Source organism: Pleomorphomonas sp. PLEO, from assembly GCF_041320595.1.
Classification (GTDB): domain Bacteria; phylum Pseudomonadota; class Alphaproteobacteria; order Rhizobiales; family Pleomorphomonadaceae; genus Pleomorphomonas.
In genome coordinates this window covers 1,590,471-1,603,111 of sequence record NZ_CP166625.1, presented here as the reverse complement: position 1 = coordinate 1,603,111, position 12,641 = coordinate 1,590,471, and the positions used below count along the sequence as shown (strand labels likewise).

Below are 12,641 nucleotides of genomic sequence, written 5' to 3'. Positions count from 1 at the left end.
CGGCGCGGCATGAAAGGCAATTCCAGCACACCCATGTTACGGTTTTGCGTCAGAAAACAAAGAGATAGAGCTTTTCCGGCAAAAACGGATCGCCGGAAAAGCTCTGCCGCTTGCCGATCAGATCACCTGACCGCCCGATACCTCGATCCGCTGGGCGGTGACCCAGTGATTGTCCTCGCCCAACAAGCTGGCGATCATTGGGCCGATATCGTCGGGCAGGCCGACGCGGCCCAAGGCGATCATGTTGGCGAAGGCTTCGTTGTATTCGGGGGTGTCGCGCACCGCCCCACCCAGGAAGTCGGTGGCAATCGCCCCGGGCGCCACGCAGTTGGCGGTGATGCCGCGCGCCCCGAGTTCCCTGGCGAGATAAATCGTCAGGATCTCGATGGCGCCCTTGGCCGCCGCGTAGGCCGAAAAGCCGGGATAGGAGACGCGCGTCAGCCCCGAGGAATAGGTGATGATGCGGCCGCCGTCGGCAATCAACGGCAGCAGCGCCTGCGTCAGGAAGAACACGCCCTTCACATGCACGGCGAACAGGCCGTCGAACTGCGCTTCGGTGGTCTCCGAAAAGGCCGCCATCTCGCCATGACCGGCGTTGTTGACGAGGTGGTCGAAGCTGTCGCGGCCCCACACCTCCTGAAGGGTCGTACGCAGCGTCTCGGCGAAAGCCGGGAAGCTCCTGAAATCGCTGACGTCGAGCTTCAGCGCCACCGCCTTGCGGCCGAGAGCCTTGGCTTCGAACACCACCGCGTCCGCTTCCGCCTTGCTGCCGCGATAGGTGACGATCACGTCGCCGCCGCGCTGGGCGATGCTGAGGGCAACATTGCGGCCGAGGCCACGGTTGGCGCCGGTGATGAGAGCGATGGTCATGGACTGTCTCCTTGGTTCGGTTTGACGGACGGATGATCGCCCGAACGGCTCCGGCGTGGTTGCCCGATACTGGCCGCTTTTTGCCTGATCCTTCACGAATGCGACCACCGACACCAATTCCACCAACACCACGCTTTGCCCAAAGCTCGCGCATCTTTGCCTGATTCTCCGCGCCATCTTGCGCACGCGAGGCCGATGTGCCTAACTTCCCGACATGATCGAAACGCTGCTCTCCGCCGTGCGTCGCCACGCCGCCGCCCATGCCGATGAGGCTGGCGTCGCCGCGACGCCGATCGCTGGCCTCACCGTCATCCGCGCCATGCTGCCCAGCGCGCTGCAATATGCGATCAACCGGCCACTGGTGGCGCTGGTCCTCCAAGGCGGCAAGCGGGTGACCATCGGCCGGCAGACGCTGGATTTCGGCGCCGGCGAGTCCTTGCTCATCTCGGCCGACGTGCCCACCGTCAGCCAGATCACCCGTGCCAGCGGCGCCGTGCCCTATTTCTCGCTGGTGCTGGAGCTCGACCTCAAGGTGATCGAGGAGCTCTCCGTCGAAATGGCCGCCGCGCCCGAGCCGGGCCCGGCCGTCCGGATCGAGCCGACCGATGCCGAGGTGGCGGATGCCGCGCTGCGCCTGATGCGGCTGATGGAGCGGCCGGCCGCCCTTCCCGTCATTGGAAACCAGCTGTTGCGCGAGTTGCACTACTGGCTGCTGGCCGGCCGGCACGGCGGCGCCATGCGTGGCCTCGGCGTCACGGGCAGCCACGCCCAGCGTATCTCCCGCGCCATCGCCGTGCTCAGGGCCGATTATGCCGCGCCCGTCCGGGTGGAACAGCTTGCCGACATCGCCGGCCTCAGCCCCTCGGCCTTCCACCAGCATTTCAAGGCGATCACCTCGCTGTCGCCGCTGCAATTCCAAAAGCAGCTGCGCCTCATCGAAGCCCGGCGGCTGATGCTGGCGGAAGGCCGAAGCGCCAGCCTCGCGGCCTATGAGGTGGGCTACGAAAGCGTGCAGCAGTTCAACCGCGAATATGCCAGGCTGTTCGGCCAGCCGCCCGGCCGCGACCTCAAGGCCTCGCGCGAGCGGGCCGTCGCAGCGTGAGCGCTACTTCTTCACCTCGCACGCCACCTGCACGGAGAAATTCCGGGCGACGTCGGCCACATCCGGCGTCTTCAGGTCGTTGCCCGGCGCTTCGACGTCACAGTGGACCTGATTAGCGTCCAGGAAGAACTGCGCCATGCCGGCCTTGATGGCGAAGTTGACGTTCTGGATCACCTCGATGTCAGGATGCTCGGCGGTGCCGCGCGGAGCTAGGTTCGACTTGGCGACCACGATGCCCACCACATGCCCCGATCGATCGGCCACAGCCTGACGGGCGGATTTTTCAGCTCTCGCGCGTCGGCGTGATCACCTCGAACACCGTGTTCGCCTCGTCCGCCTCGTAGCGCTTGACGAAATCCACCCGTGTCCCGTTCCAGTGATAGCAGTAGTGCGCGCCCTGCACCGGCACCGGGATCACATCCGGCCAGAAAATGCCGATGCACCAGCCGCCGGCCCCGCGCACGCTCGGATAGACCACGCCGTCGCTGCCGGCGGCCCGCAGCTCACGCCCCAGAGCCTGCGAGGCGCTGTAATCGTCCGGGTCGAGTGCCCCCGGCACCGCGCTGACGTCGTCGAGTTCGCGATCCACCGCCCCCACCAGCACGCGGAAATCCGAGGTCCAGCCCGGCGCTTCCTTCGTCGCCACCATGAAGCGCTGGTGGTGATGGATGGTCTCGGCGATCGCCACGTCCTCGCTGTCGCCGGCGTAGTAGAGGCCATAGCTGCCGTCGGTGAAGCGGCCGGGCCGCAAGGGCGATGCGTGAACGAAGGGCGCCATCACTAGGCTGGCGCCGAGGCCGCCGACGCGCCGGTTCTTCGGCACCTTGGAAAGATCGCCGATCAGGCCGCGCACCCGCGGATTGGTCTTCGCCTCGACGGAAGCCAGCGCCTCCCAGTCGTGCGGGTCGGCGATATCCTCGAACAGGTCGATCGGCGGATGGATCGAGCGGATGATCCGATAGGTCTTCGGCCAGGACACCCGCCGCCGAACCACCCCAGCGACCTCCCCCGTCACCACGCGCCCCGCTCGGCGTCGAGATAGGCGCGCATATCGGCAAGGTCCGACAGCTCGCCGCGCAGCATCAGCTCAAGCGCCGACTTGCCATCGAAGGTGTCGTTGGGCTTCCTCACCCACTCGTAGCCGCGCGCCGGCTCCTTGAAGAGGTAGCGCAGCCCTTTGTGGATGCCCATCAGGTGCGCCATGCGCATGCGGAGGTCGCGGTCGATCCGGCCGATGCTGCCCTCCTTCCACCGCGCCCAGGTGCGCGTCGACAGCCCGCCCAGGAGCGTCGTCGCCTCGGCATCGCTGAGCTTCCACGCCTTGAACAGATTGACCGTCGCCCGCGCGAGCGCTGCCGCTTCCTCGTCGGTGATGGCGGCGCTCTCGGTACGCTCGATCGGAGTGGCTTCGATGGGTTGCAGCAGCATGGCACGTCCTGTCATTTGTCGTGAATATAGGCGCATTACGCCAAATGGCAAGAACATATGCCAAGTTGGGATTCACGCTGGCGTTGTTGGGACGCGTGACGGGAGGGCTGGCCGTCAGGATGGATGCCGCTGCGCCTCGTATCCTGCTGGCAGCCTCATGCTGATCCGTTACCACTACGCGGATCAAAATGATTGCCTAGGGCTTTAGGAACTCCGCCAACGGCACACGCACATAGTAATATGCTGGGTGCCTACTTCGACCATACTCGGCTGGGGAATCCTTCGGAAGGGAAGTGAATCTATAATACTCTCCACCTCCGTAATTATCCTGCGTAAATTCCCTGAGCCTGGACTCGCTGATAACGACTGGCTCCAATAAATTCCTGCACGAAACGTCCAATTTACTCCCAAACGCATACTGAAGTTTATAGAGCCCGTCGAAAATATAACCGTATTTGAAAGATCCCCCACTAGGAATGAAGAAGGCCGCAACGACGCGACCAGACTTTACGTCCCGAACCTTAGCAAGCATGTTGTACAAGGTCTCGTTCTCGATCCTCAGGGAATGGATACCGACGGGTTGCCCCTCGGGCCCGAAAAAAGTGCCCATGACGGGCTGGTTCGCGCACGTCGGAAAGCGTCGCGAGATATCGGCGTCCCTTTCCTGGGCAAGTGCCGTCTCGGCCTTCATGTTGGCCTTTTCTTCCAAGGCTATCCAAACGCCGAACGGGCAGCCAACCAGTATCCAGACGATCACAATCGCCCGTCGCAGTCGGGATCGAACTGCTCGGGATGGGGACGGATCTGCTGCCCGCCGCTCGGGTCGCTGCACTGCCTCCTCGGTAGCCTGCTGTTCGTAAAGCTCCTGGGCGGCCCTGTCGTACTCCTGCCGGCGGACCGGATCGCCCAGAATGTCATAGGCGTCGGAAATCTCGCGGAACGCGTCGGCCGACGCCTGTCCCGTGCTGTCGGGGTGGGTTTCCTTCGCCCGCTTTCTGAAAGCCGCCGCGATCTCCTCACTGGTCGCCGATGAGGTCAGCCCCAGCGCACGGTAAAGGTCCATGGGGTCGTTGTGGATCATCGCTGCCTCGGAAACCCGCCGGTTGGTGCCGTCCGATATGGACGGAGAGCCAACGGTAAGCGAGTCGCGTCTACAACTTATTGACGAACCCGTTCCCCTTCACGGGTGCATCTTCGCCCCCTTCGTAATCTTGTCGACCACCTTCTTCTCCGCCCGCATCGCGATGCCCACCAGCTTGGCATCCTCCGGCGAGAACTCACCGAACACCTCGCGGTTGGCGGCGTCATGCCGGTTGCGAACATCTCCTCGACATAGGCCGATGTCACCACGCCGCGCTCCAGCGACCGCCGATGGATGGTGCGCAACGTCTCCTGGTCGGCCACCAGCACCACCATCGGCTGGATGGACATCGGGTTGTAGACATTCCCCGCCGCATCTCGGTAGGCTTGCCCGATAATCGTTGGCACCTGCGCGACGATGCCGCTCGTCAGAAAGGCAGTGACGTTGAGCTTCTGCCAGGTGGCAAGGTCATCGCGGACGACGAGGACGATCTTGGTGTCGAACATGGCGGCCTCAGACAAGCGAAAGCGTCGGCCACCGCCGAGACAGCCGTGCGGCGCGCTCGCGATTACCTCGAAAGCCATGCCACGGAGACCGTCCGCTCGGAAACACTGGAGGCGGTCACCGGCCTTGACCGCTACGAGCTGGCGCGGCAGTTCCGCCGCCACACCGGCACCAGCCCACACCGCTTTCTGGTGATGCGCCGGCTCGACCGCGCCAAGCGCCTCATCGCCTCCGGCAACCGCCTCGCCGACGCCGCGCTCAACGCAGGCTTCGCCGACCAAGCCCACTTCACCCGCCACTTCCGCGGCGCCTTCGGCATGACGCCCGGCCGCTGGCTGGCGATGCGGAAAGCGGCGGTGTGAGGGCGTTTCTTGCAGGAAATCAATGCCCTGACGACGCCCCCGACCAAGGCAGCCGCAAGCTTTGCATTGCACACCCACAACGCCCAACTTATAGTTGTCAGAAGTTGCACGGGCGACCCTGATGTTTGGACCTCGGATCAATTACCGCTCGATGACGCCTCAGCAAAAAAGGACCGCCAATATCGTGGGCGGCATTATTGCATTGGTGGTCTTCGCCATGGCAGGCGGCCTTTACCTCTGGCGGCTCCGTCACTTCCCGCACACCGTCGCAACCATCGAAGCTGTTTGGGAGAAGGAGGTTCACCGAAAGGAAAAGACCATCGTGACGATGGCAGACCTGTCTTTCACAAGAACCTCGCCGACAGGAGAAGCCATTTCCTGCAGATATTCCTTTGAGATAGGCACGCCGCGCGATGGCTTCCAGGTCGGCGATAAATTGGAGATCGTGCCTGCGACGGGAACATGCCAGCGAGTCAATATCATCGGCAGAAGCAAACCGGCTCCTTAAGCCCTGAAACCGGCGATGCGGAAAGCGGCGATGTGAAGGCGCTAACGGAATTTTACTTATAGAAAATCTGAAGGCGACCTTCAGAAGTTGCAATTAGGTCCGCGGCGCTTCCGGCCCTATATTGAGGATGCAAAAAGAAAACAGAGACAGAGACCGGAAACCGCCGGTCTAGGAAAAGGAAAAATCGAAATGTTCGCCACTCTCAAGCGCACCGCCAAGCTCTTCAGCATCCCCAGCCAAGCCGAACGCGACATGGCCTACCTCAATGGGGCCAGCGACCGCTACGACCTCGAAGCCCGCGAGCGCTACCTCGGCCGCCGCTCCTTCAACCGGACCCTCGGCCTCTGAGGATCTGACGGCGCGGAGCCGATAAAGCCAAACGACGTTGAGCGCTCGAAACCTGACCGGTTCGGGCGCTTTGTCGTTTCTGAAGCGATCCCAGCAAAGAGATGGAGCGCTCAGCCTCAAAGCGTGCCTTCGCCGCTGATCCGGTTGCGACCGGCGGCCTTGGACCGATAGAGCGCTTCGTCGGCGCGCTCGATGGCTTGCTGCATGGCCGTCCCCGGTAAAGCAAACGCATAGCCGATGCTGACCGTGACGCGGCCATGAGGCGAGTCCGGATGCGGGATATCGAGATCTTCCACCGCCCGCCGCGCTGCGTCGAGATGCGACCGCAGCCGGTCCGGATCGCTGTCGTTCAGCACCAGCGTGAACTCCTCGCCGCCATAGCGCGCCGCGATTTCATCCTGGCGCCGGGCAAACTTTCGCAAGGCTAGCCCAACCCTCTGCAAGGCCTTGTCACCCGAGGCGTGGCCGAACCTGTCGTTGAACAGTTTGAAATTGTCGATATCGATCATGGCCACCGCGATCGGCCCCTTCCCGTCGGACAGCAGTTGATCGCAAAGTGCCATATGGCTATCGAGCGCGCGCCGATTGGCGATCCCCGTCAGGGCGTCCTGACGGCTCGTATCCTCAAGCTTGTCCACCATCAGGTTGAGCGCCGAGACGAGCGCTTTGAAGTCGGGGATATGCGACTTGATCGATATCCGCCGCCCTTGCTGGCCTTCAGTTATTTCGGTGGCAAGCGCGCCGATGCGGCGGAGGTTCCGAATAAATAAGAACTCCACCGAAAACATCACCAGGGAGGCCAGGATCAGAGTCTCGATAATGGCCGATATGATTGCCTGACTCAGATTTCTCTTGGCACGATCATATTCGCTCTTCAGAGGCGCGATGAAGACAATTCGCGAGTTATTCATCGGAAGCTTGACGACACCCGCATAATACCATCCATCGGCCGATGTAGTGTCGGAGATGACGCCGGAAGACACCGCGAGGCTTCTGCGTATGAGATCGGTGCCAATTGCCGTCTTCGGCGAAGAGAAATGCTCCGACGCCAGAACCACCCCCTGATTGTCGATCAGGGCCGCTTCCGTCAATGAGACGTCGAGCAAAGCCAGCGCCTTGCGCAGCATCGTCTGGGCCGCCACCGAAGCGACCACGAAGTAATCGACATCGACGCCATTGCGAATGGCCGTCGCAGACGGAACGACCAACGTGTTGGAGATCCGGCTGATCCGCGTCTCGCCCCATAGCGTATCGTTGCCGTGCATGCTTCTGATAAAATCTCCGGAATGATCCGCTTGGACACCAGAGACACCAGAAAGCGAAGAGCAATAGACAATTTCCTGGGCCGTCAGAATAGAGATATGAGAGACATTCTCGTATAATCTGGCTATCTTAGACAGACGATCATGGCATGTTTCCGGAGATGTATCCGCATAGGCGTTACTGATCGATATATTCTGGGCTATATTCTCAATATCGGCTTGCGTGTCCTTAAGAAGCTCTTGAACGCGTTCGACAGACAGTTTCACGTTCTGCTCCACCCGCGCCAGCGCGTCCGCTCTTTCCTTATGCGCAGCGAAGATCTGGGCCACCAAGAAAGGCGCCAGACACAGAGAGATAACGGCCAGAACGATAAGCCGGATGCGCATGCCTACCCCCGCAAAGTCTGGCGACATCGCCTAAGACCACTGTAAAGCTTAGTCGCACGCGGAGTTGTAAAGGCTGGTTAACCAGCTCGTCCACAAAAGGTATATTTACCAAGGAATTGCTTATGCCACTGCCATTTATCCTTAGTGGCAATCATAATAAGACTACAACCAAATGATATATGCCAACCATCCTGGCAATCCGCATCGTTTCCGGTAGGTCATCAGGTCCGTTCTGCCAGCAATAGGCTCGACATCAGGCTCAGAACCCCGGCCGCGCCGATCACCAGCCCCATCGGCCAAGGCGTGCCGTCGGCGAGCCAGCCGAGGGGAGCAGCCAGCGCGCCGGCCACCCAATTGGCAACGACGAAACTTCAATTGGCGCCGGAATATTGGTCGTCAGTGACCTGCTCCATCCAGTCGACCGCCCTGCCGTCGAGCTCTTCCTGGATGGCGATGTGGGTCATGGCGATGTCCGGCGCGGCCCCGTGCCAGTGCTTTTCGCCCGGCTCGAACCAGACGACGTCGCCGGGGTGGATATCTTCGATCGGGCCACCCAGGCGCTGGGCCCGACCAAGGCCGGCGGTAACGATCAAAACTTGCCCCAAGGGATGGGTGTGCCAAGCGGTGCGGGCGCCCGGCTCGAAGGTCACGGTATTGCCGGCCGCCCGCGCCGGCGGGGCAACTGGATAGAGCGGATCGATGCGGACGGCGCCTGTGAACCAATCGGGAGGCCCCTTGAGCGACGGGCGCGTGCCGGTGCGGGTGATCTGCATGGTCGTCTCCTTTCAGCTTGAGCTCGCTAACGCCGAGGCTTTCACCACTGTGAAAATGAGGAGTCAGATATCGGAGGACTTCCAAATACCCCAAGCCAGGCCAACAGGCGTGTGTCAGCGTCCGGCCAAAACGGCGCCGAAATCCGCCGCCTCGGACCCATCACGCGAGTAGCGCCATTTGATCTCAAACCCTTCGTGCTCAAGGTATTTTAGAACGGCCACCTGATCTCCGTCATAGTCGTCGAGCGCCTTATTGAGCGCGGAGAGGCCTTGTTCCGCGTAGATTTTCAGCCAATCTGGGTTGCTCATGGGGTTCCTCCTTCTGCAGCCGCAAAGCCGCTTGCCCCTCGGTCAAGCGGCCTCATCCGCCTTTGTCACCGTGAACCGCAGCCCAAGCGCCTTCATCACGCCGAGGAGCGTCGACAGCTTCGGATCACCCCGGTCGCTGAGTGATTTGTAGAGCGCCTCGCGGGTCACGCCAGCTTCCCTGGCAATGGCCGACATGCCCTTGGCCTTGGCGATGTCACCCAAGGCAACGGCGATCATCTTCGGGTCGCCGTCCTCGAAGGCCGCTTCGAGGTAGGCGGCAATCGCCTCGTCGCTGGTCAGGAACTCGGCGGCGTCCCACTTGGTCGTTGAGAGTCCCATTCAGACCTCCTTCGCCATATCGATGGCCTGCTTGATGTCCTTGCTCTGCGTACTCTTGTCGCCACCGCAAAGCAGGATGACAATCTCGTTTCCGCGCTGGACGAAGTAGACCCGGTATCCGGGACCATAGTCGATGCGAAGCTCGCCGATCCCGTTGAAGAACTTGACGTCTCCCAGCAGCCCAGCCTCAAGGCGGTTGATCCGCATGAAGATACGGGCCTGAGCGCGAGCGTCCTTGAGAGACCTGAGCCAACTCGCAAAGACGGCCGTTTTGCGGACTTCGAACATATGTGAACTATAGTTCACAGCTCCGACTGCGTCAAGAGGTGTGAACTATGGATTACAGAAACACGAGATCAGGCAGCCAACGGCAGGTTATAGCCGCTGCGTCGGAGAGCAAGCTTGCCACCGCGACGGCATCGCTAGGGTGGCAGACGCTCCGTTGCCCGCGTTCCTCTTCCAGTGGCAGCCAGGTTCGCCTATACTAGGAACAGCCAACGGAGAGCAACCTTGGGTAAATACATCGCCCTGTTCAGCTTCATTGCTCCGATGATCGGATTTTACGTCTATCATTTCAAAGAAAACCATCTGATACTAAAATACGATCCAAACGCGAAACGCATGATTACAGGTAGCGCGCCAACTGCGTATATTGCATCGAAGACATTACAGAAAAACCTGGAGTTCATGGCAGAATACAACAGACTAAGCTACATAAAATGGGGATTCTTCCTATTTTGGGTTATAGATATATTTATTACAACCCGATATCGATATTATTTTGGCTAACAACCACTCCCACCAGTCCGCCCCTCTCGTCGTGGTTAACAAATCCTTATCCTTGTGCTGGGATGCTGGGTGCGAGGGAAGGCGCGCCGCCGCGCCGGATCCCACCCAAGAGGCTTGTTGATGGTGAAGTCCCGTTCCTTCGTTCTCCGCTCGGCCGTGCTGGCGTTCTCCGCGCTCCTCATCGGCTGCTCGGCGCTCAGCTTCGACGACGATGCGCCGGTGCGCACAAGCGCCCGCAAGGGCGCGGATTTCGAGATCCGCCAGCCCTCGAAGACGGCGGTCGAGGGCATCGACGTCTCCTATTTTCAGGAGACCGTGAACTGGAACGCCGTGGCCGGCGACAACATCCGCTTTGCCTATATCAAGGCAACCGAGGGCGGCGACCGGGTCGACCAGCGCTTCTATGACAATTTTACCGGCGCGCGGCAGGCCGGCGTGCTGCGCGGCGCCTACCATTTCTGGTACCACTGCCGCTCGGGCGCCGAGCAGGCCGCCTGGTATATCCAGAACGTGCCGCGCGATCCCAGTGCCCTGCCGCCGGTGCTGGACATCGAGTGGACGCCCACTTCGCCCACCTGCACCAAGCGGCCGGCGGCCGCCACGCTGCACGCCGACATGCAGGCCTTCCTCGACACAGTGGAGGCCTATTACGGCAAGCGGCCGGTGATCTACACCACCATCGATTTCTATCAGGACCGGCTGGCCGACGGGGCTTTCTCCAACTATCCGCTGTGGGTGCGCTCCACCGCCGCCGAGCCGCACGAGAGATATGGCAAGCGCCCCTGGCACTTCTGGCAGTACACCTCGACCGGCCGCGTCGCCGGCGTCCCCGGCAAAACCGACCGCAACGTCTTCAACGGCTCGGAAGCCGCCTTCCAGCAATTCCTCGCCAACAGCAATACGGCTCCGGCCATGATGGCAGAGCGGTGAGCGGAGTCGGGTCAAAGTCCATCCCGCCGCATTGACTTGGCACGGGTCGGTTGCTATCGCAAGGGCATGATGATGACCCAGCCCCTTTCAGGTCTGTACTATGCGCTGCTGACATAGCGGCGAGGGCATCATTTGCTTTTTCAACCGCGGTCTGACCAGCGGTTGAAGTCGACGGACACCCCTGGCGGGCTCGCCAGTGCGAGGATGTCATGTCAGACGCTCCCGACAAACGATCCGATAGGCCCGTGGGCATCATCGGCTTTGGCGCCTTCGGGCAACTGCTGGCCGAGCATCTCCGCGCCTATTTTCCCATCCTGGTCTTCGACATCGCACTGGACGTCGCCCGAGCCGACGCTCTGGGCGCGACGGTCGTGTCCTTTGAAGCCGCCGCCGCCTGCCCAGTGGTGATCCTCGCGGTGCCGGTCAGTCAGATGCGCGGCGTGGCACTGAGCCTCGCGCCGCACCTGAAGCCCGGCGCGCTGGTGCTCGATGTCGGCAGCGTCAAGGTGGAACCGGCCGCCATCCTGCGGGACACGCTGCCCGACCACGTCGAGATCGTCGCCACCCATCCCTTGTTCGGGCCGAACAGCGCCCGTCAGGGTATCCGAGGCGCGCGGATCGCCATATGCCCCGTGCGCGGGCGGCGCTTCCGCGTCGCCGCCTTCTGCCGGCGGCTCGGCCTCGACGTCATCATGACCACGCCCGAACAGCACGACCGCGACGCCGCCGAGGTGCAGGGGCTGACGCATCTGGTGGCAAGCCTGCTTATGAAGATGAACCTCCGCCCAACGCGCCTCACCACGCGCAGCTTCGAGCTGATGATGTCGGCCGTCGACATGGTCCGCAACGACGCGCCGGAAGTGCGCCGGGCCATCCTCACCTCGAACCCCTATGCCGACGACGTGCTCAGGCGCTTCAAATTGGCCCTGGATGATACGGCCTGATATCGGGTCGACCCAGGCCCCCTTACCCGATCCATTCCCGAAACCGCCGCTCGCCCTCCGGCGTGAAGGCGACGACGCGGGAGGAGGGCAGACGCCTGGCCCAGGAAAGCGCGAACAGGCGATCGAGCGTCGCCTTGCCGACGACACCGGCGAGATGGTGCCGCCGCTGGCTCCAGTCGAGGCAGGCGCGGCAATGCGGCCGGTTGCTGCGTGGCAGGTCTTCCGGCGTCACGCCGATGGTCGAGAACTTCGACCAGCCCTTGTCGGTCACCCCGAGGTCGGCCGACAGCCAGCCCGCCTCAACAGCCCGGTCGTAGAGCGCCACGCCCATTTCGCCGGCCAGATGGTCGTAGCAGACGCGCGCCTTCCTGAGCGCCGGCTCCTTCGGACCAGTGCGGACCGGCGGCGCCCTGTCGGCGGAAAACACCATCAACGCCTCGAGGAGCGCCGCGACAGGCGTGCCTGCCAGGCGGAAATAACGGTGCCGCCCCTGCGCCTCCACCATGAGCACTTCGCCATCGACCAGCTTGGCAAGATGGCTGCTGGCCGTCTGCTTGGTGATCCCGGCAAGGCCGGAAAGCTCGGTGGCGGTCAGCGCGCGGCCATCCATCAGCGCCAGCAGCATGGCGCCGCGGGCGGGATCGGCCACCAGAGCGGCGACGCGGGCGATGTCGGGACCTTCTGTCATGGTTCGATGATAGCCGA

At 62.2% G+C, this 12,641-nt stretch carries 17 protein-coding genes and 1 pseudogene; 6 read left to right on the top strand and 12 right to left on the bottom strand.

The window, feature by feature from the left end; genetic code table 11:
- Positions 1 to 117 precede the first annotated feature (117 nt).
- A complete protein-coding gene (locus tag AB6N07_RS07200; protein ID WP_370677121.1) occupies positions 118 to 870 on the bottom strand; it encodes an SDR family oxidoreductase in 753 nt (250 codons plus the stop codon).
- A 214-nt stretch (positions 871 to 1,084) separates the two neighbouring features.
- On the opposite strand from AB6N07_RS07200, the gene AB6N07_RS07195 reads away from it, so the two are divergent.
- On the top strand, positions 1,085 to 1,972 hold the full coding sequence (locus tag AB6N07_RS07195) for an AraC family transcriptional regulator (RefSeq protein WP_370677120.1): 888 nt from the start codon (positions 1,085 to 1,087) through the stop codon (positions 1,970 to 1,972).
- Between the two features lie 3 nt (positions 1,973 to 1,975).
- Here AB6N07_RS07195 and AB6N07_RS07190 read toward each other — a convergent pair whose 3' ends face one another.
- The 5 genes and pseudogenes from AB6N07_RS07190 to AB6N07_RS07170 all read right to left on the bottom strand — a co-directional run bounded on the left by AB6N07_RS07190 (position 1,976) and on the right by AB6N07_RS07170 (position 4,987).
- Positions 1,976 to 2,212 carry a hypothetical protein gene (locus AB6N07_RS07190; RefSeq protein WP_370677119.1) on the bottom strand — a complete coding sequence of 79 codons (237 nt, stop codon included), beginning with the start codon at positions 2,210 to 2,212 and terminating at the stop codon, positions 1,976 to 1,978.
- Between the two features lie 43 nt (positions 2,213 to 2,255).
- The gene (locus AB6N07_RS07185; protein ID WP_370677118.1) at positions 2,256 to 2,987 is read right to left on the bottom strand and encodes an RES family NAD+ phosphorylase; all 732 of its coding nucleotides are present in this window, start codon (positions 2,985 to 2,987) and stop codon (positions 2,256 to 2,258) included.
- Positions 2,984 to 3,400 (bottom strand): antitoxin Xre-like helix-turn-helix domain-containing protein, encoded by a 417-nt coding sequence (locus AB6N07_RS07180; RefSeq protein WP_370677117.1) that lies wholly within the window; start codon positions 3,398 to 3,400, stop codon positions 2,984 to 2,986. Before AB6N07_RS07180 ends, AB6N07_RS07185 begins: the two co-directional genes overlap by 4 nt.
- Before the next feature lie 196 nt (positions 3,401 to 3,596).
- Entirely contained in the window at positions 3,597 to 4,481 is an 885-nt protein-coding gene (locus AB6N07_RS07175) for a J domain-containing protein (RefSeq protein WP_370677116.1), read from the bottom strand.
- A gap of 99 nt (positions 4,482 to 4,580) precedes the next feature.
- A pseudogene (locus tag AB6N07_RS07170) lies at positions 4,581 to 4,987 on the bottom strand (DUF2000 family protein).
- 45 nt (positions 4,988 to 5,032) lie between these two features.
- Between AB6N07_RS07170 and AB6N07_RS07165 the strand changes: the two are divergent.
- The 3 genes from AB6N07_RS07165 to AB6N07_RS07155 all read left to right on the top strand — a co-directional run bounded on the left by AB6N07_RS07165 (position 5,033) and on the right by AB6N07_RS07155 (position 6,203).
- Positions 5,033 to 5,347 (top strand): helix-turn-helix transcriptional regulator, encoded by a 315-nt coding sequence (locus tag AB6N07_RS07165; RefSeq protein WP_370677115.1) that lies wholly within the window; start codon positions 5,033 to 5,035, stop codon positions 5,345 to 5,347.
- A gap of 121 nt (positions 5,348 to 5,468) precedes the next feature.
- Positions 5,469 to 5,855, top strand: coding sequence for a hypothetical protein (locus AB6N07_RS07160; protein WP_370677114.1), 387 nt, complete (start codon positions 5,469 to 5,471; stop codon positions 5,853 to 5,855).
- Positions 5,856 to 6,044: 189 nt separating this feature from the next.
- Positions 6,045 to 6,203, top strand: coding sequence for a DUF3563 domain-containing protein (locus AB6N07_RS07155; RefSeq protein WP_370677113.1), 159 nt, complete (start codon positions 6,045 to 6,047; stop codon positions 6,201 to 6,203).
- Between the two features lie 116 nt (positions 6,204 to 6,319).
- Here the strand turns inward: AB6N07_RS07155 and AB6N07_RS07150 are convergent, their stop codons facing one another.
- The 5 genes from AB6N07_RS07150 to AB6N07_RS07130 all read right to left on the bottom strand — a co-directional run bounded on the left by AB6N07_RS07150 (position 6,320) and on the right by AB6N07_RS07130 (position 9,561).
- Entirely contained in the window at positions 6,320 to 7,852 is a 1,533-nt protein-coding gene (locus AB6N07_RS07150) for a diguanylate cyclase domain-containing protein (RefSeq protein WP_370677112.1), read from the bottom strand.
- A gap of 371 nt (positions 7,853 to 8,223) precedes the next feature.
- On the bottom strand, positions 8,224 to 8,625 hold the full coding sequence (locus tag AB6N07_RS07145) for a cupin domain-containing protein (RefSeq protein WP_370677111.1): 402 nt from the start codon (positions 8,623 to 8,625) through the stop codon (positions 8,224 to 8,226).
- A 114-nt stretch (positions 8,626 to 8,739) separates the two neighbouring features.
- Positions 8,740 to 8,934, bottom strand: a complete 195-nt coding sequence (locus AB6N07_RS07140) for a hypothetical protein (protein WP_370677110.1) — start codon at positions 8,932 to 8,934, stop codon at positions 8,740 to 8,742.
- A gap of 42 nt (positions 8,935 to 8,976) precedes the next feature.
- The gene (locus AB6N07_RS07135; protein WP_370677109.1) at positions 8,977 to 9,273 is read right to left on the bottom strand and encodes an addiction module antidote protein; all 297 of its coding nucleotides are present in this window, start codon (positions 9,271 to 9,273) and stop codon (positions 8,977 to 8,979) included.
- Entirely contained in the window at positions 9,274 to 9,561 is a 288-nt protein-coding gene (locus AB6N07_RS07130) for a type II toxin-antitoxin system RelE/ParE family toxin (RefSeq protein WP_370677108.1), read from the bottom strand.
- 621 nt (positions 9,562 to 10,182) lie between these two features.
- Here AB6N07_RS07130 and AB6N07_RS07125 point away from each other — a divergent pair.
- Together AB6N07_RS07125 and AB6N07_RS07120 are read left to right on the top strand one after the other, a co-directional pair.
- Complete coding sequence (locus AB6N07_RS07125) at positions 10,183 to 10,992, top strand: GH25 family lysozyme (protein WP_370677107.1); 810 nt, start codon at positions 10,183 to 10,185, stop codon at positions 10,990 to 10,992.
- 209 nt (positions 10,993 to 11,201) lie between these two features.
- Positions 11,202 to 11,936 carry a prephenate dehydrogenase/arogenate dehydrogenase family protein gene (locus AB6N07_RS07120; RefSeq protein ID WP_370677106.1) on the top strand — a complete coding sequence of 245 codons (735 nt, stop codon included), beginning with the start codon at positions 11,202 to 11,204 and terminating at the stop codon, positions 11,934 to 11,936.
- Between the two features lie 22 nt (positions 11,937 to 11,958).
- Here AB6N07_RS07120 and AB6N07_RS07115 read toward each other — a convergent pair whose 3' ends face one another.
- Positions 11,959 to 12,624 (bottom strand): ArsR/SmtB family transcription factor, encoded by a 666-nt coding sequence (locus AB6N07_RS07115; protein ID WP_370677105.1) that lies wholly within the window; start codon positions 12,622 to 12,624, stop codon positions 11,959 to 11,961.
- Positions 12,625 to 12,641: the final 17 nt, after the last annotated feature.

Coding starts and splice junctions, on each gene's coding strand:
- AB6N07_RS07200 (WP_370677121.1), bottom strand. CDS start 870: ATGACCATCGCTCTCATCACCGGCGCCAACCGTGGCCTCGGCCGCAAT.
- AB6N07_RS07195 (WP_370677120.1), top strand. CDS start 1,085: ATGATCGAAACGCTGCTCTCCGCCGTGCGTCGCCACGCCGCCGCCCAT.
- AB6N07_RS07180 (WP_370677117.1), bottom strand. CDS start 3,400: ATGCTGCTGCAACCCATCGAAGCCACTCCGATCGAGCGTACCGAGAGC.
- AB6N07_RS07175 (WP_370677116.1), bottom strand. CDS start 4,481: ATGATCCACAACGACCCCATGGACCTTTACCGTGCGCTGGGGCTGACC.
- AB6N07_RS07160 (WP_370677114.1), top strand. CDS start 5,469: ATGTTTGGACCTCGGATCAATTACCGCTCGATGACGCCTCAGCAAAAA.
- AB6N07_RS07155 (WP_370677113.1), top strand. CDS start 6,045: ATGTTCGCCACTCTCAAGCGCACCGCCAAGCTCTTCAGCATCCCCAGC.
- AB6N07_RS07150 (WP_370677112.1), bottom strand. CDS start 7,852: ATGCGCATCCGGCTTATCGTTCTGGCCGTTATCTCTCTGTGTCTGGCG.
- AB6N07_RS07145 (WP_370677111.1), bottom strand. CDS start 8,625: ATGCAGATCACCCGCACCGGCACGCGCCCGTCGCTCAAGGGGCCTCCC.
- AB6N07_RS07140 (WP_370677110.1), bottom strand. CDS start 8,934: ATGAGCAACCCAGATTGGCTGAAAATCTACGCGGAACAAGGCCTCTCC.
- AB6N07_RS07135 (WP_370677109.1), bottom strand. CDS start 9,273: ATGGGACTCTCAACGACCAAGTGGGACGCCGCCGAGTTCCTGACCAGC.
- AB6N07_RS07130 (WP_370677108.1), bottom strand. CDS start 9,561: ATGTTCGAAGTCCGCAAAACGGCCGTCTTTGCGAGTTGGCTCAGGTCT.
- AB6N07_RS07125 (WP_370677107.1), top strand. CDS start 10,183: ATGGTGAAGTCCCGTTCCTTCGTTCTCCGCTCGGCCGTGCTGGCGTTC.
- AB6N07_RS07120 (WP_370677106.1), top strand. CDS start 11,202: ATGTCAGACGCTCCCGACAAACGATCCGATAGGCCCGTGGGCATCATC.
- AB6N07_RS07115 (WP_370677105.1), bottom strand. CDS start 12,624: ATGACAGAAGGTCCCGACATCGCCCGCGTCGCCGCTCTGGTGGCCGAT.